27 protein-coding genes are annotated in these 25,135 nt (G+C 74.7%); 14 read left to right on the top strand and 13 right to left on the bottom strand.

All coding sequences use genetic code 11. The features are described 5' to 3' along the window. Positions 1 to 795 carry an SDR family NAD(P)-dependent oxidoreductase gene (locus IEZ31_RS02810; protein ID WP_190248109.1) on the bottom strand — a complete coding sequence of 265 codons (795 nt, stop codon included), beginning with the start codon at positions 793 to 795 and terminating at the stop codon, positions 1 to 3. 59 nt (positions 796 to 854) lie between these two features. Beyond that, positions 855 to 1,217, bottom strand: coding sequence for a hypothetical protein (locus tag IEZ31_RS02805; RefSeq protein ID WP_190248108.1), 363 nt, complete (start codon positions 1,215 to 1,217; stop codon positions 855 to 857). A 145-nt stretch (positions 1,218 to 1,362) separates the two neighbouring features. On the opposite strand from IEZ31_RS02805, the gene IEZ31_RS02800 reads away from it, so the two are divergent. The 3 genes from IEZ31_RS02800 (at position 1,363) to IEZ31_RS02790 (ending at position 4,423) form a co-directional block, all read left to right on the top strand. Next, positions 1,363 to 2,358 (top strand): GNAT family N-acetyltransferase, encoded by a 996-nt coding sequence (locus IEZ31_RS02800; RefSeq protein ID WP_308429341.1) that lies wholly within the window; start codon positions 1,363 to 1,365, stop codon positions 2,356 to 2,358. A 103-nt stretch (positions 2,359 to 2,461) separates the two neighbouring features. Beyond that, entirely contained in the window at positions 2,462 to 3,277 is an 816-nt protein-coding gene (locus IEZ31_RS02795) for a GDSL-type esterase/lipase family protein (RefSeq protein WP_190248106.1), read from the top strand. Between the two features lie 24 nt (positions 3,278 to 3,301). Then, positions 3,302 to 4,423, top strand: coding sequence for an amidase family protein (locus IEZ31_RS02790; protein WP_190248105.1), 1,122 nt, complete (start codon positions 3,302 to 3,304; stop codon positions 4,421 to 4,423). 31 nt (positions 4,424 to 4,454) lie between these two features. On the opposite strand, the gene IEZ31_RS02785 is transcribed toward IEZ31_RS02790, so the two are convergent. Continuing rightward, the gene (locus IEZ31_RS02785) at positions 4,455 to 5,318 is read right to left on the bottom strand and encodes a LysR family transcriptional regulator (RefSeq protein WP_190248104.1); all 864 of its coding nucleotides are present in this window, start codon (positions 5,316 to 5,318) and stop codon (positions 4,455 to 4,457) included. A gap of 74 nt (positions 5,319 to 5,392) precedes the next feature. On the opposite strand from IEZ31_RS02785, the gene IEZ31_RS02780 reads away from it, so the two are divergent. Further along, a complete protein-coding gene (locus IEZ31_RS02780; protein ID WP_190248103.1) occupies positions 5,393 to 6,118 on the top strand; it encodes a CTP synthase C-terminal region-related (seleno)protein in 726 nt (241 codons plus the stop codon). A gap of 108 nt (positions 6,119 to 6,226) precedes the next feature. On the opposite strand, the gene IEZ31_RS02775 is transcribed toward IEZ31_RS02780, so the two are convergent. After that, on the bottom strand, positions 6,227 to 6,760 hold the full coding sequence (locus IEZ31_RS02775; protein ID WP_190248102.1) for a hypothetical protein: 534 nt from the start codon (positions 6,758 to 6,760) through the stop codon (positions 6,227 to 6,229). Between the two features lie 49 nt (positions 6,761 to 6,809). Here IEZ31_RS02775 and IEZ31_RS02770 point away from each other — a divergent pair, with 49 nt between their 5' ends. The 4 genes from IEZ31_RS02770 (at position 6,810) to IEZ31_RS02755 (ending at position 9,945) form a co-directional block, all read left to right on the top strand. Next, a complete protein-coding gene (locus IEZ31_RS02770) occupies positions 6,810 to 7,496 on the top strand; it encodes a response regulator transcription factor (RefSeq protein WP_190248101.1) in 687 nt (228 codons plus the stop codon). Beyond that, a complete protein-coding gene (locus IEZ31_RS02765; protein WP_190248100.1) occupies positions 7,493 to 8,737 on the top strand; it encodes a sensor histidine kinase in 1,245 nt (414 codons plus the stop codon). Before IEZ31_RS02770 ends, IEZ31_RS02765 begins: the two co-directional genes overlap by 4 nt. Positions 8,738 to 8,839: 102 nt before the next feature. Continuing rightward, positions 8,840 to 9,190: a hypothetical protein gene (locus tag IEZ31_RS02760; RefSeq protein WP_190248099.1), complete on the top strand. Its 351-nt coding sequence runs from the start codon at positions 8,840 to 8,842 to the stop codon at positions 9,188 to 9,190. Between the two features lie 44 nt (positions 9,191 to 9,234). Next, positions 9,235 to 9,945 (top strand): class I SAM-dependent methyltransferase, encoded by a 711-nt coding sequence (locus tag IEZ31_RS02755; RefSeq protein WP_229834023.1) that lies wholly within the window; start codon positions 9,235 to 9,237, stop codon positions 9,943 to 9,945. A gap of 10 nt (positions 9,946 to 9,955) precedes the next feature. Here IEZ31_RS02755 and IEZ31_RS02750 read toward each other — a convergent pair whose 3' ends face one another. Genes IEZ31_RS02750 through IEZ31_RS02730 form a run of 5 tightly spaced genes read right to left on the bottom strand, consistent with a single transcriptional unit; the run spans position 9,956 to position 13,601 of the window. Then, positions 9,956 to 10,705, bottom strand: a complete 750-nt coding sequence (locus IEZ31_RS02750) for a GNAT family N-acetyltransferase (RefSeq protein WP_190248098.1) — start codon at positions 10,703 to 10,705, stop codon at positions 9,956 to 9,958. A 48-nt stretch (positions 10,706 to 10,753) separates the two neighbouring features. Next, positions 10,754 to 11,407 carry a response regulator transcription factor gene (locus IEZ31_RS02745; RefSeq protein WP_190248097.1) on the bottom strand — a complete coding sequence of 218 codons (654 nt, stop codon included), beginning with the start codon at positions 11,405 to 11,407 and terminating at the stop codon, positions 10,754 to 10,756. Further along, positions 11,404 to 12,489, bottom strand: coding sequence for a sensor histidine kinase (locus IEZ31_RS02740; RefSeq protein WP_190248096.1), 1,086 nt, complete (start codon positions 12,487 to 12,489; stop codon positions 11,404 to 11,406). The genes IEZ31_RS02745 and IEZ31_RS02740 overlap by 4 nt, the downstream gene beginning before the upstream one ends. 12 nt (positions 12,490 to 12,501) lie before the next feature. Then, on the bottom strand, positions 12,502 to 13,209 hold the full coding sequence (locus IEZ31_RS02735; RefSeq protein WP_190248348.1) for a methyltransferase domain-containing protein: 708 nt from the start codon (positions 13,207 to 13,209) through the stop codon (positions 12,502 to 12,504). 56 nt (positions 13,210 to 13,265) lie between these two features. Then, positions 13,266 to 13,601, bottom strand: coding sequence for a DUF952 domain-containing protein (locus IEZ31_RS02730; protein ID WP_229834021.1), 336 nt, complete (start codon positions 13,599 to 13,601; stop codon positions 13,266 to 13,268). A 160-nt stretch (positions 13,602 to 13,761) separates the two neighbouring features. Between IEZ31_RS02730 and IEZ31_RS02725 the strand changes: the two genes are divergently transcribed. Next, positions 13,762 to 14,127, top strand: coding sequence for a hypothetical protein (locus tag IEZ31_RS02725; RefSeq protein WP_190248095.1), 366 nt, complete (start codon positions 13,762 to 13,764; stop codon positions 14,125 to 14,127). A 113-nt stretch (positions 14,128 to 14,240) separates the two neighbouring features. On the opposite strand, the gene IEZ31_RS02720 is transcribed toward IEZ31_RS02725, so the two are convergent. Next, on the bottom strand, positions 14,241 to 14,498 hold the full coding sequence (locus IEZ31_RS02720; protein ID WP_190248094.1) for a hypothetical protein: 258 nt from the start codon (positions 14,496 to 14,498) through the stop codon (positions 14,241 to 14,243). Between the two features lie 10 nt (positions 14,499 to 14,508). Beyond that, positions 14,509 to 16,278 carry a thiamine pyrophosphate-dependent enzyme gene (locus IEZ31_RS02715; RefSeq protein WP_190248093.1) on the bottom strand — a complete coding sequence of 590 codons (1,770 nt, stop codon included), beginning with the start codon at positions 16,276 to 16,278 and terminating at the stop codon, positions 14,509 to 14,511. A 65-nt stretch (positions 16,279 to 16,343) separates the two neighbouring features. On the opposite strand from IEZ31_RS02715, the gene IEZ31_RS02710 reads away from it, so the two are divergent. After that, positions 16,344 to 17,528, top strand: a complete 1,185-nt coding sequence (locus tag IEZ31_RS02710) for a DUF1444 domain-containing protein (protein ID WP_190248092.1) — start codon at positions 16,344 to 16,346, stop codon at positions 17,526 to 17,528. Here IEZ31_RS02710 and IEZ31_RS02705 read toward each other — a convergent pair. Beyond that, complete coding sequence (locus tag IEZ31_RS02705; RefSeq protein ID WP_190248091.1) at positions 17,514 to 18,302, bottom strand: SDR family NAD(P)-dependent oxidoreductase; 789 nt, start codon at positions 18,300 to 18,302, stop codon at positions 17,514 to 17,516. The two genes, IEZ31_RS02710 and IEZ31_RS02705, sit on opposite strands and share 15 nt — an antisense overlap. 21 nt (positions 18,303 to 18,323) lie before the next feature. Continuing rightward, positions 18,324 to 19,337: an FKBP-type peptidyl-prolyl cis-trans isomerase gene (locus tag IEZ31_RS56020; RefSeq protein WP_229834018.1), complete on the bottom strand. Its 1,014-nt coding sequence runs from the start codon at positions 19,335 to 19,337 to the stop codon at positions 18,324 to 18,326. Between the two features lie 139 nt (positions 19,338 to 19,476). Between IEZ31_RS56020 and aceB the strand changes: the two genes are divergently transcribed. The 4 genes from aceB to IEZ31_RS02680 are packed head-to-tail and all read left to right on the top strand — an operon-like array spanning position 19,477 to position 24,924. After that, positions 19,477 to 21,036, top strand: a complete 1,560-nt coding sequence (gene aceB / locus IEZ31_RS02695; RefSeq protein ID WP_190248090.1) for a malate synthase A — start codon at positions 19,477 to 19,479, stop codon at positions 21,034 to 21,036. Beyond that, entirely contained in the window at positions 21,033 to 22,490 is a 1,458-nt protein-coding gene (locus tag IEZ31_RS02690) for an FAD-linked oxidase C-terminal domain-containing protein (protein WP_190248089.1), read from the top strand. The genes aceB and IEZ31_RS02690 overlap by 4 nt, the downstream gene beginning before the upstream one ends. Before the next feature lie 2 nt (positions 22,491 to 22,492). Then, positions 22,493 to 23,686, top strand: a complete 1,194-nt coding sequence (locus IEZ31_RS02685; RefSeq protein ID WP_190248088.1) for an FAD-binding oxidoreductase — start codon at positions 22,493 to 22,495, stop codon at positions 23,684 to 23,686. Next, the gene (locus tag IEZ31_RS02680; RefSeq protein WP_190248087.1) at positions 23,686 to 24,924 is read left to right on the top strand and encodes a (Fe-S)-binding protein; all 1,239 of its coding nucleotides are present in this window, start codon (positions 23,686 to 23,688) and stop codon (positions 24,922 to 24,924) included. Before IEZ31_RS02685 ends, IEZ31_RS02680 begins: the two co-directional genes overlap by 1 nt. The last annotated feature ends 211 nt before the right edge of the window (positions 24,925 to 25,135 follow it).

Below are 25,135 nucleotides of genomic sequence, written 5' to 3'. Positions count from 1 at the left end.
CTACGCCACCGCGACGAGTGGCGGGAAGTGGCGGTCGATGATGCCCTTCGCCACCGTGAGCGGGTCGCCGATGTCGCCGACCCGGTGCCGCTCGACCAGGCGGGCGTGTCCGGGCAGCCCGTTGCCCCGGTCGCGCAGCGCCTGCTGCATCTGCGTCTCCATCGCACCGGGGTCGACCAGCTCGACCTCGCACGGACGGATCGCCGCCTCGCTGACGCAGCGCATGAACGCCTCGGCCCCGGCCTTGGTGGCGCAGTACGTCGCCCAGCCGGGGTACGCCCGGTGTGCCGCCGACGAGGCGACGTAGACGATGCGCAGCCGCGCCTCGCTGTTCCGGAAAGCCGCCAGGAACAGGTTGGTGAGCAGGATGGGGGCAACGAGGTTGAGGTTGACCGCGGCGAGCACCGCCTCCGGCGGCAGGCTGCCGGCGAGGGCGATCGGCTCGATCGTCGCGGCGTTGAGCAGGAGCACGATCTCGTCGGCCGGCCCGGGCTCGCCCGGCTCGTTGACGAAGGCGGTGAGGTCGGCCGCCGCCGGGAGGCCGCCGCCGGCCAGCCCGAGTCCGTCGGGGCTGACGTCGCCGGTCCCGGTGTCACCGAGATCGGTCGCCAGTAGCCGGATCGAGGCCGGTCGCTGCGCTGCGAGGGCCTGCTGATCGGCGGGGAACGTACGAGCGAGGCCGAGGACGCGAGCGCCGTCGGCCTGCAAAGTCTGGAACAGGGCTGCACCCAGCCCTCGGGAAGCGCCGGTCAGGATGACCGAGCGCACGCATGGGAAGTCCGCGGATGCGGACATGGACATCACTCCAACCGTCTCGATCTGCCCAACAACAACGACGGGGTGGGGGGAGCGATCTACGTGCGCCAGACCTGCAGTTCGGCCCGTTGTGGCGCCGGTGCCGCGCGGCCACCGGCGGGCCGGTCGTCGAGGAGGACGACCAGAAGGGTCGGCAACGTGAGGGACGTGCTGTGGGCGACGGCGGTGCCGTCGGCGTCGGGCGTCTCGACCTGCTCGCCCTCGGTGTGCAGCACCAGCGGGTGCTGCTCGTCGGGCCCGCCGGACCACGCCTCGTGGTTGGCGGCCTGGCCGAGCAGGTGATGGCCCGCGCCGGAATGACCGAACGAGGCGCCGATGGTGGCCCCGAACAGCAGGACCAGGATCAGGGCGAGGACGCCGACGACCCGGCCGCGCCGGTGCGCCTGCTCGAGTGCGTCCAACTCGTGCCCTCTCCCCCTGGAAGTGCCCACGGTCATCATGACAAAGCCGAACGCGAAGTGGAGTGTCGCGAATTTGCCAGAATCCGTAAAAGTCGATCGCCGTGATGCCCCATTCGACCGTCTTTTGTGAAGTAAGGTCGCGCGGGTGTTCGTGCGATCGGGAACCGGGACGGATCTGCCCTGGATCAGCAGCATCCTGACGGCATCCTACGGTGCCACCACGGTCGTGACGGGAGATCGGATCCGAAATGCCGCCGAACTCCCCGCGCTCGTCGCCGAAAACGACACCGGCCCGGTCGGTTTGCTCACATATGCGGCCGGTCCGGGGGGCCTGGAGGTCGTGACCATTGACACCCTCGTCCGCCGAATCGGTGCCGGAACGGCGTTGCTGGCCGCCGCTCGCGACCTGGCGGCGGCCGCGGGCCTGCGCCGCGTCTGGCTGATCACGACGAACGACAACCTGGACGCCCTGCGCTTCTACCAGCGCCGCGGCATGCGCATCGCGCACGTCCGCCCGGGCGCCGTGGACCGGGCCCGCCACCACAAACCGGCGATTCCGGTCACCGGCTCCTACGGCATCGCCCTGCACGACGAACTGGAGCTGGAGCTCCCGACGTCGCCGCCGGGGCCGTCCGTGCGGCCGGCCGGCCTGCCGGACGTCCCGGCGGTCCTGGCGATGCTGGACGGCGCGACGCGGTGGCTGGTGTCGCTGGGCCGGACCGGCCAGTGGGGCACGTCGCCGCACTCGGCCAACCCGCGCCGCCGCGCGCAGCTCACGTCCTGGGCCTGCACGGGCGGCCTGTGGCTGGCCGAGCTGGCCGGCCGTCCGGTGGGCGCGCTGGCGGTGGGCGCGGCCCCCGACTACGTCCCGGCGGCCGCGGACCCGGAACTCTACGTCAACCTCCTGGTCACCGACCGGGCCCACCGGGGCGCGGGCCTGGGGACGGCGCTGCTGGACCACGCGCTGCGGCTGGCGGTGGCCCGCGGGGTGGCGGCGCTGCGGGTGGACTGTTACGCCGGGGACGATCGCGCTCTGGTCGCCTGGTACGAACGCCAGGGATTCACGGCCACCGACCCGTTCACGGTGGCGCTGCCGGACGGGTCGTCCTGGCCCGGGCAGGTCCTCGCCCGGCGTTTTTAGGGGTGGCGGGCCCCGAATGAGGGGGGTCCCAGATTCACGGATGGCGATATCATGACCCATCGTGACGGGTTGGGTTCGGAGGGTGCGGCGAGAGCGGCTTTGGATGGGCGTGCTCGGGCTGCTCGCCGGGCTCGCGATCGCCTGTGACGGGGCCGCCGGGTCCGGACCGGATCCGGACCCCTCCCGCAGCGGCAGCGGGATCGCGGTCATGGCGGCCCTCGGCGACTCGATCACCGCCGGGTTCGCGTCGTGTCTCGCGCCCGTGCCGTGCCCCCGCAACTCCTGGTCGACCGGCGACGGCACCCGCGTGGACAGCCACTACCGGCGGCTGCGCAAGACCGACCCCGGGCTGCGGGGCCGCAACCACGCGGCCGGGAACGCGCGGGCCGACGCGCTCGCCGGGCAGGCGCGGGAGGCCGTGCGGGACGGGGCGCGGTACGTCACCGTGCTCATCGGGGCCAACGACGCCTGCCGCGGGCGGATCGAGGACATGACCCCCACCGAGACCTTCCGGCGGCAGATCGACGAGGGGCTCGCCGTCCTCAAGCCGACGGCGGCCCGCGTGCTCGTCGTCAGCCTGCCCGACATCTACCGGGTCTGGGAGATCGCCCACACCAGCCAGGTGGCCGTCAAGGCCTGGTCGCTCGGGGCCTGCCCGGCCCTGCTGGCCAACCCGACCTCGACGGCCCGGGCGGACGAGGACCGGCGGCGGGCGTTCGCGGACCGCGTCGACGAGTACAACGCGCAGCTCGCCGCGGCCTGCAAGGCCTACGGGCCGCGGTGCCGCAGCGACGGCGGGGCCGCGCACCGGGTCGCGTTCGGGGTCGACATGCTCGCCGCGCAGGACTTCTTCCACCCCAACGGCAGCGGCCAGAACGCGCTCGCAAAAGCCACGTTCGCCGGTGAGCCCACCTGGTGACCGCGGAGGACTACCCTCTTGCGCATGAGTGCGGACCCCACGGTGTGGCGCGTCAAGGGTATGCCGCTGGCCCCCGCGACCGGCCACGGCCCGCTCGACGGGCTGCGCATCGCGGTCAAGGATCTGTTCGCCGTCACCGGGTTCGCCGTCGGCGGCGGCAACCCGGCCTGGCTGGCCGAGGCGCTGCCGGCCCACGAGGACGCGCCGGCCGTCGCCCGCCTGCGCGCCGCCGGCGCCGTCGTGCAGGGCATCGCCCACACCGACGAGCTGGCGTATTCGCTCTCGGGCACCAACGTCCACTACGGCACCCCACCCAACCCGGCCGCGCCCGACCGGGTCACCGGCGGCTCGTCCAGCGGGCCCGCGTCGGCCGTCGCGACCGGGCACGCCGACGTCGGGCTGGGCACCGACACCGGCGGGTCGATCCGGGTGCCCGCCTCCTGCTGCGGGCTGTTCGGGCTGCGCCCGACCCACGGCGCCGTCCCCACCGAGGGTGTCCTGCCGCTCGCCCCGTCGTTCGACACCGTCGGCTGGATCACCGCCGACGCCGGCACGCTCGCCCGCGTCGGGGACGTGCTCCTGCCGGACGGTCCGGATCGCCTTCCTCGGCGGTTGGTCTGCCTTGGCGGCACCGAGGGGGAAGCCGGTCGCTATGGCCTCCCCGTCTCGGCGGTCACGCTGTCCACCTGGGACGATCCCGATCCGCTGCTGCTCGCCTTCCGCCAGGTGCAGGCGGCCGAGGCGTGGCGGGCGCACGGCAAGTGGATCGAGGCGCATCCCCGGGCGCTGGCCGCCGACGTCGAGGGCCGGTTCCGGTTCGGGGCGGGCGTCGACGCGGCGACCGAGGACGGGGCCCGGGCCCGGCTCGCGGCCTGGCGCGGCGAGCTGCTCGACCTGCTCGGCGACGACGCGTGGCTGGTGCTGCCGGCCGGCGGGCCGGGCCACCCGCGCGAGCTGAGCCTCGCCGACAAGGACGCCTGGCGCCGGGAGACGCTGCGCTGCGCGGTGCCGGCCAGCGCGTACGGACTGCCGAGCGTCTCGGTGCCCTCGGTCACCCGGGCGGCGGCGAGCCCGCCGGCCGGGATCGCCGTCGTCGCCCCGCCCGGCCAGGATCGCGCCCTGCTCCGGCTGGCCGGCGGTCGCTGAGCGCCCGCGCGCGGCGGGCGGCACCCCGCGGTCAGTGGCCCCAGGCCGCGACGAACGCGCGGGCGGCGGCCGTCAGCGAGCCGTGGACCAGCTCGGTGCGGTGCACCAGCCGCGGCTCGGCGACGCCGACCGCGGGCACTTCGGCAACCACCGACGCGGGGAGCAAAGCCAGGCCGGCGCCGGCCGCGACCAGGGCGAGCAGCGTCGCCCGGTCGCTGCCGCTGTACGTCAGGCCCGGGCGGAACCCCTCGGCGCGGGCCAGCGCGCGCAGCTGCGGCAGCGGGGTGGCGACCGCCGGCGCGTCCAGCCAGCGGGCGTCCGCCAGGTCGGCCAGCCGCACCGAGCGGCGCCCGGCGAGCGGGTGGCCGGCGGCGAGAGCGACCACGACCGGCTCCTCGGCCACGGTGCGGGTGGTGAGCGGGCCGGCGTCCGGCAGCGGCAGCGGGTCGCTCGGCGCGGTCACGCCGTCGAGCAGCCCCAGGTCGGCGGCGCCGGTCGCGACCGCCGCCGCCACCTCGTCGCGGGCAGCCACGCCGACGGTCAGCGCCACCCGCGGCATCGACCGGCCGGCCGCGGCGAGGGCGGGGGCGTCGAGGGCGGCGAGCGGGGTCACCTGCAGTGCCACCGATGCGGACGGCGGACCGGAGAGGCGCGCCACGTCGGCCCGAGCGGCGCCGAGCCGCAGCAGGATCGGGCCGGCGTGCTCGAGCAGCCGGGCCCCCGCGTCGGTCGGGCGGACCGGGCGGCGCAGCAGCAGGGTCGCGCCGAGGTCGTGCTCCAGGGCCGCGATCTGCTGCGACACGGCCGACTGCGTGTAGCCGAGCTCGCTCGCCGCGGCCGAGAACGACCCGAGGCGGGCCACCGCGACGAACGTCCGCAGCAGGTGAGGGTCCACGACATCAGTATTGCTGATCGGATCACCACGAATGTTCGTTGGACTGATGTACGCAGGCCGGGCAGGCTGCTGACATGACTCGAACCGCCCGCGTGGCGCTCGTCGGTGACCGCTCCCCGCACGTGCGCTCCCACACCCGCATCCCCGGCCTGATCGACGTGCTCCGCGAGCAGCACGGCCTGGCGCTCGACGCGTACTGGGTCGGCACCGACGAGGCCGAGGCCACCGACCTGGCCCGGTTCGACGGCATCTGGCTGCTGCCCGGCAGCCCGTACCGCAGCGAGGCCGGCGCCCTGCACGCCGTGCGCGTGGCCCGGGAGGAGGGCGTCGCGTTCCTCGGCACGTGCGGCGGCTTCCAGCACCTGCTGCTGGAGTTCGCCCGCGACGTCTGCGGCCTGCCCGACGCCGGCCACGCCGAGTCGGACCCGGACGGCGCCCGCCCGGTCATCGTCGCGCTGTCCTGCTCGCTCGTCGGCCACGAGGGCGCGGTGACCCTGGCGCCCGGCTCGCTCGCCGAGCGGACCTTCGGCGTGGAGCGCTCGGTCGAGCGGTACCACTGCGCGTACGGCCTCGACCACGCCTACCTGCCGCAGCTGTCCGCGCACGGGCTGCGCTTCACCGGCCACGACGACGCGGGCGAGGTGCGCGTCGCCGAGCTCGACGGCCACCCGTTCCTGGTCGGCACGCTGTTCCAGCCCGAGCTGGCGGGCGACGGCACCCGCTGCCACCCGGTGATCCGGGCGTTCGCCACGGCCGCGGTGACCCGCGCGTCGTCGGTCCAGCGGCTCGGCGTCGCGTAGCACGAGCCGCGCGCCGTGCCGCGGGTTGACGGCCACGAACCGCCCACCAGGCGCTCTGGTCCACTGTGGACCGCCAGCGGCGGCTCCGGCCGAGCCGGCCGGGCCGGGTCAGTCGTCGCCGGTCAGGGCCAGCGTGGGCTGGTCGCCGGCGCAGGTGATCAGCGCGCGGACGTCGCCGCCGCCGGAGCGGGCCTTGAAGCGCAGGGACGCGGCCGGGGCCGGGCCGGCGACCACGTGGTCGGCCTCCCAGCCCGGGCGCGGCGTCCAGGACACCAGGCGGGCCAGGCCGTTGCCGTCGCACACGGCGACGATCGTCCCGCCGTCGGTGGGCAACGCCTTCGGGGCGCCGCCCGACGGCGGAGCGGCCGGGGACGACGGGACGCCGCCCGACGGGACGCCGCCCGACGGGACGCCGCCCGACGAGGACGGCGCGGGCGTGGGGCCTTGCGTCGCGGCCGGCGAGCCGCCGTCCGGCGCCGACGGGGACAGCCGCGCCTGCACCTCGGCCTCGCTCATCGGCGGCGCGTCCGCCGGGCCGAAGATGCCGCGGCGCAGCGAGTTCACCGCGCCGATCGCCACCGCGGTCGTCAGTGCCGCCGTCACCAGCCAGGCCAGCCCCGCGAGGAGCCACCGTCGTCCCATGGCGCCTACTATCCACCGCGGTTCGCTAAGGGATGGTTAACCTCTCGATATGGCGAAGGTGCTGATCGTGGAGGACGACGGGACGATCCGCACCGGGATCGTCCGTGCGCTCACCGAGCGTGGCCACGTGGTGGCCGCCGCCGGCACGGCCATGGACGGGCTGAAGCTCGCGGTGGCGGAGGCGCCGGACGTGGTACTGCTGGATCTCGGCCTGCCGGACCTGGACGGCCGCGAGGTCCTCCGGATGCTCCGGGCCGTCAGCGCGGTGCCCATCATCGTCGTCACCGCGCGGCGCACCGAGGGCGAGATGGTCCGGGCCCTCGACGCCGGCGCCGACGACTACGTGGTGAAGCCGTACGGGGCCGACCAGATCGACGCCCGCATCCGCGCCGTGCTCCGCCGCGGCGGCGCGAGCGCCGAGCAGCCGGACCCGGCGATCGAGGTCGACGGCGTGCGCATCGACCCGCGCGGGCGCACCGCGACCCTGGACGGCGCGCCGCTCGACCTGACCCCGCGCGAGTTCGACCTGCTGCACTACCTCGCCGCCCGCCCCGGCGCGGTGGTCAGCAAGCGCGAGCTGCTCACCGAGGTCTGGCAGGTGCCGTACACGGCCGCCGACAAGACCGTCGACGTCCACCTCTCCTGGCTGCGCCGCAAGCTCGGCGAGACCGCGCAGGAGCCCCGCCGGCTGCACACCGTGCGCCGCGTCGGCGTGAAGTTCGGGCTCGCGCCGTGAGGTGGCGGCTGGCCCTGCTCGTCGCGGCGGCGATGACCGTCGTGCTGGTGGCCTTCCTGGTACCGCTGGCGCTCCTCCTGCGGGACGTCGCCGAGGACCGCGCCGTGACGACCGCCATCAACCAGGCGCAGTCCGTGGCCGCGATCGTCGCCACGGCCGACCCGCAGTCGCTGCGGCTCGCGGCCGAGCAGGCCGGCGTCACCGTGTACCTGCCCGACGGCAGCACGGTCGGTGCCGACGCGCCGGCCACCCCGGCCGTGCGGCTCGCGCCGCAGCACGGCAGCTTCACCGTCACGCACGACGGCGGGCGCGAGATCGTCGTCGCCGTGCAGGGCCTGCCCGGCGGCACCGCGGTCGTCCGCTCGTTCGTCCCCGAGCGGGACCTGCGCCGCGGCGTCACCCGGTCCTGGCTGATCCTCGCGCTGGTCGGCGTGGGCCTCCTGGTGCTCGGGCTGGCCGTGGCCGACCGGCTCGCGGTGATGGTGGTGCGCCCGATCCGCACCCTGGCCGCGGTCTCCGACGGGCTCGCCGCCGGCGACCTCGACCGGCGGGCGGCCGCCGCCGGGCCGCCCGAGGTGCGCGCCGTGGCCGCCGCGCTCAACCAGCTCGCCGGGCGGATCCGCGACCTGCTCCGGCAGGAGCGCGAGCGGGTCGCCGACCTGTCCCACCGGATGCGGACCCCGATGACCGCGCTGCGCCTCGACGCCGAGGGGCTGCGCGACCCGGCCGACGCCGAACGCATGCTCGGCCACGTCGCCGCGCTCGACCGGGCCGTCACCGCGGTCATCGAGGACGCCCGCCGCGAGCGGTCCGCACCGGCCTGCGACGCGGCGGCCGTGGTCGCCGAGCGGGTCGCGTTCTGGACGGTGCTCGCCGAGGACCAGGGCCGGCCGGTCGCGTTCAGCGCCGAACCGGGGCCGCTGCCGGTCGCGGTGCCCGCCGGGGACCTCGCGGCGACGGTGGACGCGTTGCTGGGCAACGTCTTCGCGCACACCGACGAGGGCGTCGGGTTCGCCGTGACGCTGCGGAGGTCGGGCCTCGGGGCGGTGCTCGTCGTCGACGACGAGGGCCCGGGGTTCCCGCCGGAGGCCGGTGGCCGCGGGGTGAGCGGCGCCGGATCCACCGGGCTCGGCCTGGACATCGCCCGCAGTACCGCCGAATCCGCCGGCGGATCCCTCACCGTCGGTCGATCGCCCGGCGGCGGCGCGCGGGTCACGGTGGCGTTGAGGCCTGTTGCATAGCTGGCCTTAACCGATTCTTAGGCTTGCGACAGGATCGCCCTAGCCGGCGCCCCGGCATCGTTCAGGTCGGAAGGTTGCTTTCGACCAGGAGGTGTACTGGCAATGCGCAAGATTGTCATCATGGGTGCGACGGTCGTGGCAGGGCTGGCGATCGGCGGGACGGCGCTGGCGGCGAGCGGCCCGGACCGGCGCGACGACAACCCGTCCCCGGCGGTGTCGGTGTCCACTTCGGACGGTCCTTCTCCGTCCGGGTCGCCGTCGCCGTCCGACTCGCCCTCCCCGTCCGGCTCGCCCTCGACGTCGGCGACGTTCGACGACCACGGCGGCGACCGCGGCGGGCACGGCGCCGACGACGGCCCGTCCCACGACGTGGGCGACGACCACGGCGGTCACGGCGGTCACGGCGGCGACGACAAGGGCGGCGACGACCACGGCGGCCGCGGCCGTCACTGAAAGTCGTCGTTGGCAGGGCAGAGGTGACCTGCGATCATGGTGCGGTGCCTCTGCTCGACGACGACACGCTCGCCGGTTCGGCGGTGGTGGCAAACTCGGCGATGAACCGCGAACGGCGCCTGGCCGGCGTCAACAGCTACGCCCGTGAGCTGGGCTTCGACCCCGCGGACGTGCTCACCGGCCTGCTGCGGGTCACCGGCGCCCCGGAGACGGTGGCGTGGCTGGACCTCTGCTGCGGCACCGGCCGCGCCGTCATCGAGGCGGCGGCGCGGCTGTCCGACGCCGGCCTGGCCGAGCGGGTGCTCATCGAGGGCCTGGACCTGGTCGACGCGTACGACCCCGCCCCGGCGGTCCCGTGGCTGCGGCTGACGACGGCGTCGGCCACGTCGTGGCAGCCGGCCCGGCGGTACGACCTGATCACCAGCGTCCACGGCCTGCACTACGTGGGCGACAAGCTGGCCGTCCTGCAGCGGGCCTCGTCCTGGCTCACTCCGGGCGGCCGCTTCGTCGCCGACCTGGACCTGGCGAGCATCCGCCTGACGGGTGGCGCGCCGGCCGGCCGCCGCCTGGCCTCGGACCTGCGCGAGGCGGGCTTCAGCTACGACGGCCGCCGCCGCCGGATCGGCCGCGACGACCGCGCCGAGGTGGAGCTCCCGTACGAGTACCTGGGCGCGGACCCGGACGCCGGCCCGAACTACACCGGCCAGCCGGCGGTGAACTCCCACTACACCCGCCGCCCGGCCCGCGCCGCGTAGCCTGCGTGCCTCAGCCGGTGAGGACGTACGGCGTGGTGGTGGCGAGCTGCGCGAAACCGAGCCGCTTGAGGATCGGGCGGCTGTCCGCGGAGGCGTCGAGCTGGAGGTACCGGTACCCGGCGGCGTGCGCCAGCGCGGCCCGGTAGGCGACGAGCGCCCGGAACACGCCACGCCCCCGCCACTCGGCGACGGTTCCCCCGCCCCAGATGGAGGCGAACTCCGTCCCGGGATGCAGCTCGACCCGCCCCGCGCAGATCGGCCGGTCCCCGTCCATCGCCACCACGGCGGACACGGTCTCCGGGCGCCGGAGGATCTCCGTCCCGATCCGGGCGTGGTCGCCGCCGAACACCTCGTCGTGCACCCGCACGAGCAGCTCGGCCGACGCCGCGTCGGTCACGGGCAGCAGCCGCACGCCGGCCGGCAGCACGACGTCCAGGGGCAGCCGCGCGATCTCGGCCACCAGCAGGCCCTCGACGGGGCCCGCCTCGAAGCCGGCCGCCGCCAGTCGCTCCGGCAGGTCGGCGGGGCGGTCGTGCGAGTAGTGCTTCCACTCCCAGGCCTGCTCGGCGAAGCGCGCGACCTGCGCCGCGATCACCGCGCCGGCATCCAGGCCGTCCAGGTCGGCCCACGCGATCCCGGTCCAGCCGTCGGGCGCCGACACGACCCGCACGATGCCGGGCTCGCGCTCCACGACCCCGTCCCCCTGCGGCTGCTGCCGCACCTGCCGATCGAACTCCGCGAGCACTGCCCTCTCATCCACGCTGACGCAACCTACTCCCCGGATGCACGCAAGGCCGCCGAATATTGCTCAGCTGCTCCCGGGCCGGACGAAACCGGACTCGTAGGCGGCGATCACGGCCTGGGTGCGGTCGCGGACGCCCAGCTTGGCCAGCAGCGTGGCCACGTGGGACTTCACCGTCTGGATGCCCAGGTACAGCTCCTGCGCGATCTCCGCGTTCGAGCGGCCGCGGGCCAGCAGGCGCAGCACCTCGCGCTCGCGGTCGGAGAGGTCGGGCAGTGCCGGGCCCGACGGGACCGCGAAGCGCTCGATCACCCCGCGGGTCGAGGACGGCAGCAGCAGCGACTCCCCCGTGCCGGCCACCCGGACCGCCTCGATGAGCTGGGCCGGTGGGGTCCGCTTCAGGACGAAGCCGGCCGCGCCCGCCCGCAGGGCGCGGTACACGTCCTCGTCGACCTCGAACGTCGTCAGGACGAGCACCCGCACCGCCGGGGCGGACGCCGTGATCCGGCGGGTGGCCTCGATGCCGTCCATGCCGCCCGGCATGCGGATGTCCATGAGGATCAGGTCCGGACGCTCGGCGCCGGCAGCGCCCCCGAACGCCGCCACCGCCGCCGCGCCGTCGGCCGCCTCCCCCACGACCGCCCAGCCGGGCTCGGCGGCCAGGACGGCCCGCAGGCCGAGCCGCACGAGCGGGTCGTCGTCGACGATCGCGATCCTCACCCGAGCACCGTACGGCGGGTGCCGCAGCCCAGGCACGCACAGGCCGCCGTCAGGCGGCACGCGGACGGGCCGTCGGGCAGGGCCGCGCCCAACGGGAGCACCGCGCGGACCGCGAAGGCGCCGTCCGGCGTGGACCCGGCGGTGGCCCGGCCGCCCAGCGACGCGACCCGGTCGCGGATCGACGCCAGGCCGGCCCCGCTGCCCGCGACCGGCGCGGGCGACGGCAGCGGGTTCGTCACCGAGAGCGCCACGACCCGGCCGTCCGCTGCGAGGTCCACGTCGACGTCCCGCCCCGGCGCGTGCTTGGCGGCGTTCGTCAGGGCCTCCTGCAGTACACGATGGATCCCGTGACCCACGACGGCCGGCAGCGGGCCGAGCCGGACCCGGCGGCGGACCCGCAGGCCGGCGGCCGCGGCCCCGTCGAGCAGCGTCTCGACGTCGGGGACGTCCTGCGGGCGCAGGCCGGCGATGATCCGGTCGAGCTCGCCGAGCGCGGAGCGGCCCTGCTCCTGGATGGTGTCGAGGGCGCGGCGGGCGAACGCCGGGTCGCGGTCGAACAGGTGCGCGCCGGCCCCGGCCTGGACCACGATCATCGACAGCAGGTGCCCGATGCTGTCGTGCAGCTCCTGGTCGAGGCGGACCTGCGCCTCGGCGCGCTCGGCCCGCTCCCGGAGCACCTCGGCGGGGCTCGGGCCGAGCAGGCGCACGGCGAGGCGCCGGTACCAGCCGACGAGCGGTGGATACAGCAGGACGGCCGGGCCGGTCACGCACCGGACCACGATCCAGGCGAGCACCCGCCAGCCGTGCGGGTCGCGGAACACCGCGCCGACCCACCGCCACCACGCGGTGCCGGGCGGCGCGAGCGGCGGCGGCGCGGGCACGTCGACCCCGAGCAGGGCGCGGGCCAGTCCGCGCTCGACCCGGCCGATGGGGCGCAGGAGGAACTGCCCGGCGAGGACGAAGAGCGCACCGACCGGGGCGAACTGGACCACGATGCCGACGGCGTAGAGCCCGCCGACGACCGCCAGCCACACGGCGGCGACGATCGGCCCGGCCAGGAGGTACGCTGCGGCCCGCTGCACGCCGCCATGGTGTCAGTCGAAGAAGCGGCTGAGCCAGACGTCGTCCGCGGCCGAGTCCGGCGACGGCAGCGGAACCAGGTCGGCGAAGACCGACTCGCCGTCGCAGGCCGCGTGCAGCGGGAACCACTGCGGGGCACCCGGCCGGGTGCAGATGCCCTTCACCGTCTGCACGTCGAGCAGGCGGCGCAGGGTGGGGTCGGCCACCGCGTCGGGGTGCTGCCAGTACGGGGCCATGAGGTGCAGGACGCCGTCGGCGCGCAGCACCCGGTGACAGTCGTCGATGAGCGGCAGGTAGTCGGGCAGGAACTCCAGGACGTGCACCGCGTAGAGGCGGTCGACGCTGGCGTCGGCCAGCGGCAGGCGGCGCAGGGCGTCGGCGACCAGCGGGGCGGCCTCGTCCGGCCGGCGCTCGGTGCCGGTCGTCGCCGTGCAGCGCGGGTCGGTCGAGCAGCGCACGTCGACCACGACCGGAGGCCGGCCGTCGACCCACAGCCGGTCCCAGACGGCGAGCACGCCGTCGAGGCGGCCCAGCAGCTCGCGCAGCAGGCGGGCCTGGGCCGGGTACCGGACCGCGCCGGAGACCAGGGCGACACCCCGGTCGAAGCGCACCTCGACCGAGAAGTCACGCACCCGCTCGTCGTGGGCGAGCACGTCGGCGGCGATCTCGCTGAGCGCGTGGTCGCGCAGCAACGCGCGGGACTGAGACGTCACCGTCCACAGCTACCCCGATTCAGGGGCCGGAAAGCTCTCCGGTCAGGCGGGGGTGCACCGATGCGTCATCCGCGCGGCACCACCTCGTCGACGGAGGCCGCGCCGGCGATGCGATGGACGGCGGCGACGGCCGCCCGGGGCAGCGGCGCGTAGAGGTGCGGGTAGGGCCCGCCGTGCGCCGAGACCTCCCAGCGCAGCCAGGCGCCGAGCAGCTGCGCGTCGACGGCGAGCACCACGAGCTCGGGCACGTCGGCGAAGTACCGCAGCGCGGTGCCGGCCACCTGGTCCCGCGACGACAGGTGCACGAACCCGTCGCGCAGGTCGATCGGCGAGCCGTCGAACCGTCCGGCCGCCTCGAAGGCGGCCCACTCGGCCGGCAGCAGGATCTTGTAGATCAGCACGCCGATCACTGTCCCACGGGTGAGGTCGTCGTTCACCCGGCCCGGGTGACCGATCGGCCTCGCCAAATCCCACGAATGCGACCTACCGTGCACGACCGGCCCGAGAAGTGCACGTCCGGTGACGGAATCCGGACGAACGGACGAGGAAGACGGTCGATTGATGAGGACGAAGGCATGGCAGTGCGTCGCCGGGGTGGCCCTGGCGATCGGCACGCTCAGCGCCGCCCAGGCGACCGGGGATCCGGGCCCGGCGCTGGCGGCGAGCGCGCTGTCGTCCCCAGTCGCCGCCGAGCAGCCGTCGTCGACGGCCCGCGACCTGCCGCCGCGCGACGACGAACAGACCGTGCGCCTGCTGACCGCCACGGGCCTGCTGGCGTTCGGCGGCATCGTGCTCGTCGGCGGCGTGGTGGGCCTGGGCGGCATGCGCATCCCGGGCGGCGTGGCGATGACCGTCGGCCGCACCCGCCACTGGGCCCGCTCGGTCCGCTCGGGCCGCCCGGTCGGCGCCCACCGCGCCCGCCGCTGACCGCCCCGCCTCCCTCCGCGTCGATCTTGCAGTTGTGGTGCCTGACAAACCGGGGCATTCACGGAGTGTCCTGGCACCACAGGTGCAAGATCGACGCGGAGGGAGGGGCGGGGCTACTCGAACAGCGAGCCGCGGCCGCCGCCCTCGCGGCGGCGGGCCCGGCGGCGCAGCTCGACCACGACCATGTCGACCAGCGCCGTCGCGGCCAGCGCGAACAGCACGATCGCCAGCCAGGCGATCCCGGCCGACCAGGCCAGGATCGCCAGGACCGCGCTGGTCACGAACCCGAACGCGGCCAGCACGAGCCGGAGGTTCAGGGCACTGTAGGGGTGCCCGACCGTGCCGCGCGCGCTGCGCCGTTGGGACCGCATGCGATGCCTCTCAGCTCTTCAGCCGGGTGATCCGGTCCTTGAGGATCGTGGTGGCGATGCTGGCCTTGTGCGGCTGGCCGCGCAGGAACGCCTCGGCGAAGTGGACCGCCTGCTGGTACGTCACCTTGGCCGGCATCGGTGGCTCGTCGGCGTCGATCGCCACGTCGAGGAGGGCCGGGCCGTCGAAGGCGAGGGCCTCCTGCAGCGCGCCCGGCAGCTGCGACGAGTGGGAGATCCGCGCGCCGAAGCCGCCGCAGCCGCGGGCCCAGGCCGAGTAGTCCGGGGACGGGTCGCCGAAGCGCACGCCGTACTCCGGGAAGCCGAGCACCATCTGCTCCCACACGATCATGCCGAGCGCGTTGTTGTTGTTCACGACGACCTTGATCGGCAGCCGGTAGCGGACGGCGGTGTGGAACTCCGCCATCAGCATCGCGAAGCCGCCGTCGCCGACGAAGGCGATGCACTGGCGCCCGGGGTACTCGTGCTGCAACGCGATCGCGTAGGGCAGCCCCGGCGCCATCGAGGCCAGCGTGCCGGACAGGTAGAACTCGCGGCGCCCGGTCGCGTGCCAGTGCCGCGCGGCCCAGGTCGCGACGGTCCCCGAGTCGCAGCACATGATCGCGTCGGGGGCGGCCGCCCGGTCCAGCGCCCGGGCCAGGTACTGCGGCGCGATCGGGTCGCGCTCCGGGTCCTCCAGCGCCGTCATGCGCTGCCGCCAGTCGCGCATCTTCTCCTGGTACCGCTGGAGAAAACGCCGATCCTCGCGCCGCTTGAGCCGGGGCAGCAGCGACTCCAGGGTGGCCCCGGCGTCGCCCACCAGCGGCACGTCGGTCGGTATGCGCGTGCCGACCCGGCTGGCCTCGACGTCGATCTGGATGACGTGCGCCTGTCCGGGTTTGGGAAGGAACTTCGTGTACGGGAAGTTCGTCCCGACCATGAGCAGGGTGTCGCACTCGTCCATCAGGTCCTCGCTCGGCGCCGTCCCCAGCAGCCCGAGCCCGCCCGTGGTGAACGGCGAGTCGTCGGGGATCGCGGCCTTGCCCATGAGCGACTTCACGATCGGCGCGCCGAGCACATCGGCGGTCAGCTCCACGATGGCGCCGGCGCGCGCCGCGCCGGCCCCGGCCAGGATGGCCACCCGCTCGCCCGCGTTGAGCAGGTCGGCGGCGGCCTGCAGGTCGTCGTCGGCCGGGCGGACCGGCGGGTGCACCCACACGGGCGCGGTCGCCGGCTCGCGGGCCGGCCCCACCTCCTCGTAGGGGTTGTCGCCGACCGTCGCGACCTGCACGTCGTTGGGGACGGTGAGGTGGGCGACGCCGCGGCGGGCCAGCGCGGTGCGCACCGCGATGTCGACGAGCGCGGGGACCTGGGCCGGGTTGACGATCGGCTCGTTGTACTCGGCCACGTCCTCGTACAGCCGGTCCAGGTGGACCTCCTGCTGATAGCCGGTGCCGAAGACGCTCGACTCCTGCATGCCGGTGATCGCCAGGACCGGCGCGTGGTCCAGCTTGGCGTCGTAGAGGCCGTTGGCCAGGTGGATGCCGCCGGGGCCGGAGGTCGCCAGGCACACGCCGAGCCGGCCGGTCGCCTTGGCGTGGGCGCACGCCATGAACGCGGCGGACTCCTCGTGGTGCACCAGCACGAACCGGACCCGGTCGGCGTTGCGCCGCAGCCCCTCCATCAAGCCGTTCACGCCGTCGCCGGGGAGCCCGAACACGGTGTCGACCCCCCAGTCGGCCAGCCTCGCGATGATCGCCTCGCCGACGGTCTGCTTCGTCATACCTCACCGCTTTGCCGAGGACGACGGGTCCAAACCTCGGCGGCCGATCCGGTACCGTGCGGCAGATGGGGCTGCTGGACAAGTTGCTGGGGTCGCCGCGCGAGCGGTTCGCCCGCCAGGTGCTCACGGCGGTGCGGGACGCCGGCGTGGCCGAGGCCCGCTACCTGCCCGAGCAGTTCGCCATCCAGCTGCGGCGGGACTCGAAGACGGCGGCGCCCTCGCTGGCCTACCTCGGGAACCTGTTCCGCGAGTGCGCCGGCGCCGGCCGCGAGGAGCGGCGGCAGCGGATCGCGGCGTTCCTGGCGGCGGTGGTGTTCAACCCGGGCGCCCCGGACACCTGGGCGGACGTCGCCCACCTGCTGCGGCCACTGCTGCGCTCGGAGTCCTTCGGCCTGGGCGCTCCCGGCGGGGCGCCGCGGCCGCTGCGCCGCCCGGCGCTGCCGTTCATCGCCGAGTTCGTGGTCGTCGACCAGCCGACCTCGATCATGTACGTCACCGGGGCGCAGCTGTCCGCGTGGGGCGTCACCGAGCGGGCCGTCTACGACCGGGCCCGGGCGAACCTGGCCGAGCTGGCCGAGCGCACCACCCGCCCGGAGACCGACGACCAGCCGTCGATCGTGCGGATGGTGGAGTCCGGCGACGCCTACTGGGCGTCGCACCTGCTCGTCGACGGCTGGCTGGCCGGGCAGGAGCGCCTGCTCGGCGGGCGCCCGGTCGCGTTCGTGCCGGACACCACCGGCGTGGTGCTGGCCGCCGACTCCGACGGGATCGGCAAGCTCTTCGAGATCATCGAGGAGGAGTACCGCGAGGCCGCCCGCCCGATCTCGACGATGGCCTACACCGTGGACGCGACCGGTGCGGTGGTGCCCTACTCCGTGCCGGCGGACGACCCGCGGCACCCGGCGGTGCACCGCTCCGAGGTGGTCCTGGCCGCGAACGAGTACGCGGCGCAGGCGGCCCACCTGGAGTCGGAGGCGTTCGTCGCGAAGCTCATGGTGGCCGAGCGCCAGGGCCGCATGTTCTCGGTGGCGAGCTGGGCCGAGGGCGTCGACACGCTGCTCCCCCGGGCCGACTACGTGGCCTTCCCCGCGCAGGACGCCGACACCTTCCTGGTCGCGTGGGACGACGTGACCCGCGAGGTCGACCTGGAGCCGGAGCCGGGCGTGCGCCCGGAGCGGTTCCGGCTGCGCTCGTGGCCGCATCCGGGGGTCGTGGAGCGGCTGCGCCGCCTCGCCTCAGAACCCGGCTAGGGCCGCCCTGAGGCGGTCGCGCACCCGGGGGTCGTAGGCGTCGGGGTGGGCCTGCGCCGGCTCGGTGCCGTTGAAGAAGCCGCCGGTGCCGTGCTCCTCCATGATGAGCCGCAGCGTCGCCGCGCCGCCCTGCTCGACGGTCGAGTGCGGCGGCTGCCCGGCCTCGCGGACCATCGCGGTGTCCATGAACGTGGCCGGGTGCAGGCAGTTGACCGAGACGCCGGTGCGCTGCCGCTCCTCGTGCTCGGCCAGCTCGAAGGTCCACACGGCGAGCGCGAGCTTGGACCGCCGGTAGGCGGTGATCCCGTCGTAGCGCTGCGCCATCTGCAGGTCGTCGAAGTCGATCGGCGCCTGGCCGAGCGAGCCGAGGTTGACCACCTTGGAGTGCGCGTTGACCCGCAGGGTCGGCAGCAGCGCGCGGGTCAGGTGGACCGGGGCGAGCAGGTTGACCGCCCAGCGCAGCTCATACCCGTCGGCGGAGAGCTCCCGCGGCGCGCCCGGCTCGCCGAACCCGACGCCGGCGTTGTTGACCAGCACGGTGAGGTCCTCGCGCCCGGCGACCGCCCGGGCCAGCCGGTCGACCTCGGCCAGGTCGGCCAGGTCGGCCACGAAGCCCTCGGCCCGGCCGCCGGCCGCGTGGACCTCGGCGACCCCGCGGTCGACCCCGGCCTTGTCGCGGCCGTGCAGCAGGACGGTCAGGCCGGCGGCGCCGAGCCTCGGCGCCAGCCAGCGGCCGAGGCCGCCGGTGGCGCCGGTGAGCAGGACAGCGTGCACCCGTCAGACGCTACCCGCGGGTCAGCCGCCCAGGCCGCCGAGGCCGGTCTGGTCGGCGTCCTTGGCGTCGAGCACGTCGATCACGAAGCGGAGCGTGCCGGCGGGGGCGCCCTCGGGCGGGTTGGCGCCGTAGGCGTCCTTGGCCGGGATGTCGAGCTGGACCCGGCTGCCGACCTTCACGCCGACCAGGCCCTCGTCCCAGCCGGTGAGGACCTCCTGCTGCTTGCCGGACTGCTTCATGCCGACAGCGGTGTCGAAGGTCTTCTTCTTCGACCAGGACGAGTCGAACATCTTGCCGTCGACGTACGTCACGCCGACGTAGTTGACGGTCACCGTCTGGCCCGCCTTGACGGCCTTGCACGGGCCCTCGATGAGGACCGTCTTCTCGGTGTTCTTGACGTCGCCGGTGCCCTTCTCGACCGTCGGCTCGGTGGCGAGCCGCTTGTCGAAGCCGCCGAGCAGCGGCGGGTAGCTGACCTGGGCCGCCGGCTTGCACTTGGTCTTGCGCTCCTCGGCCCGGTCGCCGAAGTACCAGACGCCGGCGAACGCGCCGCCGACGGCCAGCACGACGATGACGGTGCCGGCGATGCCCTGGAAGACCCGGCGGCGCCGGGCGACCTTCTGGGCGGCCTTGCGGGCGGCGGCGCGCTTGTCGGCCTTGGTCAGCGGCGGTGGCGCGCCCTTGCCCTTCTTGACCTCGGCCTTCTTGTCCTTGGACGCCTCGGCGGCCGGCTCGTCGGCAGGCTCGTCGTCGGCGTCGTCGCCGTTGTCGGCCACCGCGTCCGGATCGGCCGCTTTGTCACCCTTGTCGGTCTTGTCCGGATCGCCCGATGCGTCCGACGTCTCGTCAGCGGTCTCGTCCGGCGTCTCGGCCGGCTCCGTGGACGAAACTTCCTTCGCCGTCCCGCCGAGGTCCGCGGTTTCCGTCTCCTCGACGGGGGACTCCTCCGGCGTCGCCTGCTCCGGCGCCGCGGCCTTCGCCGGGGTGACCTTGGTCGACCTCGCAGTGCGGCGGCTCCTGCCCCGATCGCTCACAGTTCGACGACTCCCCTGCTGGACGGCCCGACGTTTCGATGGACCTGAGTATGGACCCGATGACGGTTCGGCAGAGCTTCCCATACCACACGCCATGTGGCACGCCCCGGGGGCCCGGAGATTGGCCTAAGGTCAGGGTATGGGCAACGCTACGGGCGTCGAGATTACCGGACCGCTCACCGAACGCTTCGCCGAGATCCTCACCGAAGAGGCTCAGAGTTTCCTGGCAGATCTGCACCGGGAGTTCAACGGCCGCCGGCTGGAGCTGCTGGAGGCCCGCAAGGAGCGCCAGGAAGCCCTGTCCGCCGGGGGCACGCTGGGCTTCCTGCCCGAGACGCGCGAGATCCGGGAGGCCGACTGGCAGGTGGCCGAGCCGGCGCCCGGGCTGGTCGACCGGCGGGTCGAGATCACCGGGCCGACCGACGCGAAGATGACGATCAACGCGCTCAACTCGGGCGCGAAGGTCTGGCTGGCCGACCACGAGGACGCCAACACCCCGCTCTGGGAGAACGTCGTCGAGGGCCAGCTCAACCTGCGCGACGCCGTCGCCGGGAGGCTGGCGTTCACCTCGCCGGAGGGCAAGCGGTACGAGCTGACCGACGGCCCCCGGCCGACGATCGTGGTGCGCCCGCGCGGCTGGCACCTGCCCGAGAAGCACATCCTGGTCGACGGGCAGCGGACGTCGGGCTCGCTGGTCGACTTCGCGCTGTACTTCTTCCACAACCACCTGGCCACCCGGCCGTACTTCTACCTGCCCAAGATGGAGTCCCACCTCGAGGCCCGCCTGTGGAACGAGGTGTTCACCCACGCCGAGGAGCGCTTCGGCCGGCCGCTCGGCACCATCCGGGCCACGGTGCTCATCGAGACGTTCCCGGCCGCGTTCGAGATGGAGGAGATCCTCTACGAGCTGCGCGAGCACTCGGCCGGGCTCAACGCCGGCCGCTGGGACTACATGTTCAGCGTCATCAAGAAGTTCCGCACGAGGGGCAAGGACTTCCTGCTGCCCGACCGCAACTCGGTGACGATGACCGTGCCGTTCATGCGCGCCTACACCGAGCTGCTGGTGAGCACCTGCCACAAGCGCGGCGCCCACGCGATCGGCGGCATGGCCGCGTTCATCCCGAGCCGCCGCGACCCGGAGGTCAACCGGGTCGCGCTGGAGAAGGTGTCGGCCGACAAGACCCGCGAGGCCGGCGACGGCTTCGACGGCTCCTGGGTGGCCCACCCCGACCTGGTGCCGGTCTGCCGGGAGATCTTCGACGGCGTCCTCGGCGACCGGGAGAACCAGCTCGACCGGCGGCGCGACGACGTGCGGGTGACCGCCGCCGACCTGCTCGCCGTCGGCGACACCCCGGGGCAGCAGACCGAGGCCGGGCTGCGCAGCGCGGTGAGCGTCGGCGTGCAGTACCTCGACGCCTGGCTCAAGGGCACCGGCGCCGTGGCGATCAACAACCTGATGGAGGACGCGGCGACGGCGGAGATCTCCCGCTCGCAGGTGTGGCAGTGGCTGCACAACGACGTGAAACTCGCCGACACCGGCGAGACGGTGACCCGTGAGCTGGTCGAGCGGGTCGCCGGCGAGGAGCTCGCGAAGCTGGGCGGCGACCTGGCCGCCGCCCGCGCGCTGTTCATGGAGGTGGCCGTGGCGGACGAGTTCGTTGACTTCCTGACCTTGCCGGCGTACGAACGGATGCCATGAGCCTCGATGCGCTGGCGGTCGCCCTGCGCGCCCGGCTCCGGCCGGACCAGGTGCTCACCGACCGCCAGCAGCTGCGGACCTACGAATGCGACGGGCTGGCCCACTACCGGGTGATCCCCGGGATCGTGGTGCTCCCCCGCACCGCGGAGGAGTGCGCGTTCACGGTCCGGGCCTGCGCCGCGGCGGGCGTGCCGTTCGTCGCCCGCGGCTCCGGCACCGGCCTGTCCGGCGGCGCGCTGCCGCACGCCGAGGGCGCGCTGATCGTGACCTCGCAGCTGCGCTCGATCATCGAGGTCGCGCCGCACGACGAGCGGGCCGTGGTCGAGCCGGGCGTGATCAACCTGGAGGTGAGCCGGGCCGCCGGGCCGCACGGCTACTACTACGCGCCCGACCCCTCCAGCCAGCAGATCTGCTCGATAGGCGGGAACGTCGCGGAGAACTCGGGCGGGGCGCACTGCCTGAAGTACGGCTTCACCACCAACCACGTCACGGGCGCGCAGATCGTCACGCCCGACGGCGAGCTGGTGCGGCTCGGCGGACGGGCCCCGGACGCACCGGGCTACGACCTCCTGGGCGCGTTCGTCGGCTCCGAGGGCACCCTCGGCATCGCGACGGAGGTGACGGTACGGCTGGTGCGCCTGCCGGAGACCGTGCGCACCCTGCTCGCGGCGTTCCGCGGCACCGACGAGGCCGGCGCGGCCACGTCGGCCATCATCGCCGCCGGCGTGGTGCCCGCCGCGGTCGAGATGATGGACGCCCTGGCGATCGAGGCGGCGGAGGCGGCCGTCCACTGCGGCTATCCGGAGGGGGCCGGCGCCGTGCTCATCGTCGAGCTCGACGGGCCCGCCGCCGAGGTGGCGGCGCAGTTCGAGGCGGTCGAGGAGTTCTGCCGCGCGAGCGGCGCCTTCGAGATCCGCATCGCCGCCGACGACGCCGAGCGGGCGCTGTTCTGGAAGGGCCGCAAGTCGGCGTTCGCGGCCGTCGGCCGGATCAGCCCGGACTACATCGTGCAGGACGGGGTCATCCCGCGCACCGCGCTGCCGCAGGTGCTGACCCGCATCGGCGAGCTCGCCGCCGAGCACGGGGTCCGGGTGGCCAACGTGTTCCACGCCGGCGACGGCAACCTGCACCCGCTCGTGCTGTTCGACGAGGCGGTCGCCGGCCAGGCCGAGCGGGCCGAGACGGTGTCCGGGGCGATCCTCGACATCTGCGTCGAGCACGGCGGCTCGATCACCGGCGAGCACGGCGTCGGTGTGGACAAGGCCAAGCACCTGCCGCGGATGTACTCCGAGGACGACCTCGACACGATGCAGCTGGTGCGGTGCGCGTTCGACCCGCGGGGGCTGGCGAACCCGGGCAAGGTGTTCCCCACCCCGCGGCTGTGCGGCGAGGTCCCCGGACGGCGCAAGGGACCGCACCCGCTCCAGGAGGCCGGCGTCGCGGAGGTGTTCTGAGCATGACAGCAGTAGCGGGGGCCGGCGGGGAGATCGCCGGGGTGGCGGCCGCCGCGGTGGCGACGCCGTCGTCGGTGGCCGAGGTCTCAGACGTGGTGCGGGGTGCCGCGGCCGACGGGCTCGCCCTCGTCGTGCGCGGCGGCGGCACGCGCCAGGACTGGGCGCTGCCCCCGCAGCGGCTCGACCTGATCCTGGAGACCTGCGGGCTGACCGGCCTCGTCGAGCACGCCGCCGGCGACCTGGTCGCGGTGGTCCGGGCCGGCACGCCCCTGCGCCAGGTCCAGGAGGCGCTGCGCCCGGCCGGCCAGCAGCTGGCGCTCGACGAGCCGCTGCCCGGCGCGACCGTCGGCGGCACGGTGGCGGTGAACGCGTCGGGGCCGCGGCGGATGCTGTACGGCACCGTCCGCGACCTGCTCATCGGGGTCACCGTGGTCCGCGCCGACGGGGTGGTCGCCAAGGCCGGCGGCAAGGTCGTCAAGAACGTCGCCGGCTACGACCTCGGCAAGCTGGTCGCCGGCTCGTACGGCACGCTCGGCGTGATCACCGAGTGCGCCTTCCGGCTGCATCCGCTCCCCGCCGCCCGCCGCTTCGTGTCGGTGCCCGTCGAGGGGCCGGACGAGGCCGGGCGGGCCCTGTCGGCCGTCCTCGGCGCGCAGGTGGTGCCGAGCGCGCTGGAGGTCGACACCGCCCCGATGACGGTGACCGCGCTGGTGGAGGGCGTGCCGGCCGGGGTCGCCCAGCGCGCGGCCGACCTCGCGAAGCTGCTCGGCGACGAGGCGACGGCCGACGAGGCGCCGCCGCCGGGCTGGGGGCGGTACCCCTGGGCGCCCGGCGACGTCGGCATCAAGCTCACGTCGGCGCTGTCCCGGGTGTCGTACCTGCTGACCGCGGCCGGCGTCACCGCCCAGCTGCACGACGTGCCGCTGCACGTGCGCGGCTCGGCCGGCACCGGCGTCCTCTACGCCGGCCTGCCCGGCGGCACCGACCCGGGCATCGTCGCCGGCGTGGTGAGCGACCTGCGCGCGGCCACCCGCGCCGGCGCCGGCCACTGCGTGGTGCTGACCGCGCCCCCGGCCGTCCGCTCCCGCGTCGACGTGTGGGGCCACGTCGACGGCCTCGACCTCATGCGCCGGGTCAAGGAGCAGTTCGACCCGGACGGCACGCTCGCACCCGGCCGCTTCGTGGGGGGCATCTGATGACCGACCGCTCCCGTGACGAGCTGATCAGCGACTGCGTCCACTGCGGTTTCTGCCTGCCGACCTGCCCGACGTACGTGCTGTGGGGCGAGGAGATGGACTCCCCGCGCGGCCGCATCCAGCTCATGCTCCAGGAGTCCCAGGGCGAGCCGCTCACCCCGACGATGGCCGGCCACTTCGACGCCTGCCTGGGCTGCATGGCGTGCGTGACGGCCTGCCCGTCCGGCGTGCAGTACGACACGCTCATCGAGCAGACCCGCGTCCGGGTCGAGGAGGCGGTCCCCCGTCGCGGGGCCGACCGCTGGCTGCGCGAGGCGATCTTCGCCCTCTTCCCGTACCGCTCCCGGCTCGCGCTGGCGAAGGCGCCGCTGCGCGTGTACCAGGCGCTGGGCCGACCCTTCCGCGGCCTGATGCCGCCCGCCCTGTCGACCCTGACCGACCTGGCTCCGCCGGTGCGCCGCAGCGTGCCGCTCCCGTCGCTGATCCCCGCCGTCGGCCGCCGCCGCGCGGTCGTGGGCCTGCTGACGGGCTGCGTCCAGCACGCGTTCTTCCCCGGGGTGAACGCCGCGACCGCCCGCGTGCTCGCGGCGGAGGGCTGTGACGTGGTGGTACCGCCGGACCAGGGCTGCTGCGGCGCGCTGAGCGTCCACAGTGGACGCCGGGAGGAGGCCCAGCGCTTCGCCCGCGCCCTGGTCGACACGTTCACCGCGACCGGCATCGACTACCTGGTGGTGAACGCGGCCGGCTGCGGCTCCTCCCTGAAGGAGCTCGGCGAGCTGCTGCCCGACGACCCCCGCGCATCGGCGCTGTCGCTGCGGGTCCGGGACCTGTCGGAGGTGCTGGTCGAGCTGGGCCCGGCCGCCCCGCGCCACCCGCTTCGGCTGCGGATCGCCTACCACGACGCGTGCCACCTGGGCCACGCCCAGGGCGTGCGCGCCCAGCCGCGCCGGCTGCTCGCCGAGATCCCGGACCTGGTCCTGCACGAGATCCCGGAGGCGGAGCTCTGCTGCGGCTCGGCGGGCATCTGGAACATCCTGAACCCCGGCCCGGCGGCGGAGCTGGCGACCCGCAAGGCGACGAACGTCCTGTCGACGGGCGCCGAGGTCCTGGTGACGGCGAACCCGGGCTGCCTGATGCAGATCGCCGCGGGCCTGGCCCGGGCCGGCGCCGAGCTCCGCCTGGCCCACACGGCCGAGGTCCTGGACGCCTCGATCCGCGGCGTCAACCTCCGTCGCTGACCCGCCGACACCCGAGCGGTCAGGCAACCGGGGGTGTCAGGGCGCGGACGTGCGGGGCCCGGTCGGGTTCGTGACGCTGGTGAGCCGTCCCGCGGGGCCGGGCGTGCAGCAGGGTATGACGACGAAGCTGGTGGACTGCCCCGAGTGCGGGTCGCCCGCGACCTCGCGCTCGCAGGGGCGGGCCGCCGGCACCGACGGGCCGATCGAATAC

Origin of the sequence: Dactylosporangium sucinum (assembly GCF_014647515.1) — a bacterium.
GTDB classification, from domain to species: domain Bacteria; phylum Actinomycetota; class Actinomycetes; order Mycobacteriales; family Micromonosporaceae; genus Dactylosporangium; species Dactylosporangium sucinum.
This window is presented reverse-complemented; position numbering and strand designations above follow the sequence as displayed.

Bases quoted from the DNA above. Each gene is read 5' to 3' on its own strand.
- IEZ31_RS02810 (WP_190248109.1), bottom strand. From the start codon at position 795: ATGTCCGCATCCGCGGACTTCCCATGCGTGCGCTCGGTCATCCTGACC.
- IEZ31_RS02795 (WP_190248106.1), top strand. From the start codon at position 2,462: ATGGGCGTGCTCGGGCTGCTCGCCGGGCTCGCGATCGCCTGTGACGGG.
- IEZ31_RS02790 (WP_190248105.1), top strand. From the start codon at position 3,302: ATGAGTGCGGACCCCACGGTGTGGCGCGTCAAGGGTATGCCGCTGGCC.
- IEZ31_RS02780 (WP_190248103.1), top strand. From the start codon at position 5,393: ATGACTCGAACCGCCCGCGTGGCGCTCGTCGGTGACCGCTCCCCGCAC.
- IEZ31_RS02775 (WP_190248102.1), bottom strand. From the start codon at position 6,760: ATGGGACGACGGTGGCTCCTCGCGGGGCTGGCCTGGCTGGTGACGGCG.
- IEZ31_RS02770 (WP_190248101.1), top strand. From the start codon at position 6,810: ATGGCGAAGGTGCTGATCGTGGAGGACGACGGGACGATCCGCACCGGG.
- IEZ31_RS02760 (WP_190248099.1), top strand. From the start codon at position 8,840: ATGCGCAAGATTGTCATCATGGGTGCGACGGTCGTGGCAGGGCTGGCG.
- IEZ31_RS02725 (WP_190248095.1), top strand. From the start codon at position 13,762: ATGAGGACGAAGGCATGGCAGTGCGTCGCCGGGGTGGCCCTGGCGATC.
- IEZ31_RS02720 (WP_190248094.1), bottom strand. From the start codon at position 14,498: ATGCGGTCCCAACGGCGCAGCGCGCGCGGCACGGTCGGGCACCCCTAC.
- IEZ31_RS02715 (WP_190248093.1), bottom strand. From the start codon at position 16,278: ATGACGAAGCAGACCGTCGGCGAGGCGATCATCGCGAGGCTGGCCGAC.
- IEZ31_RS02710 (WP_190248092.1), top strand. From the start codon at position 16,344: ATGGGGCTGCTGGACAAGTTGCTGGGGTCGCCGCGCGAGCGGTTCGCC.
- aceB (WP_190248090.1), top strand. From the start codon at position 19,477: ATGGGCAACGCTACGGGCGTCGAGATTACCGGACCGCTCACCGAACGC.
- IEZ31_RS02690 (WP_190248089.1), top strand. From the start codon at position 21,033: ATGAGCCTCGATGCGCTGGCGGTCGCCCTGCGCGCCCGGCTCCGGCCG.
- IEZ31_RS02685 (WP_190248088.1), top strand. From the start codon at position 22,493: ATGACAGCAGTAGCGGGGGCCGGCGGGGAGATCGCCGGGGTGGCGGCC.
- IEZ31_RS02680 (WP_190248087.1), top strand. From the start codon at position 23,686: ATGACCGACCGCTCCCGTGACGAGCTGATCAGCGACTGCGTCCACTGC.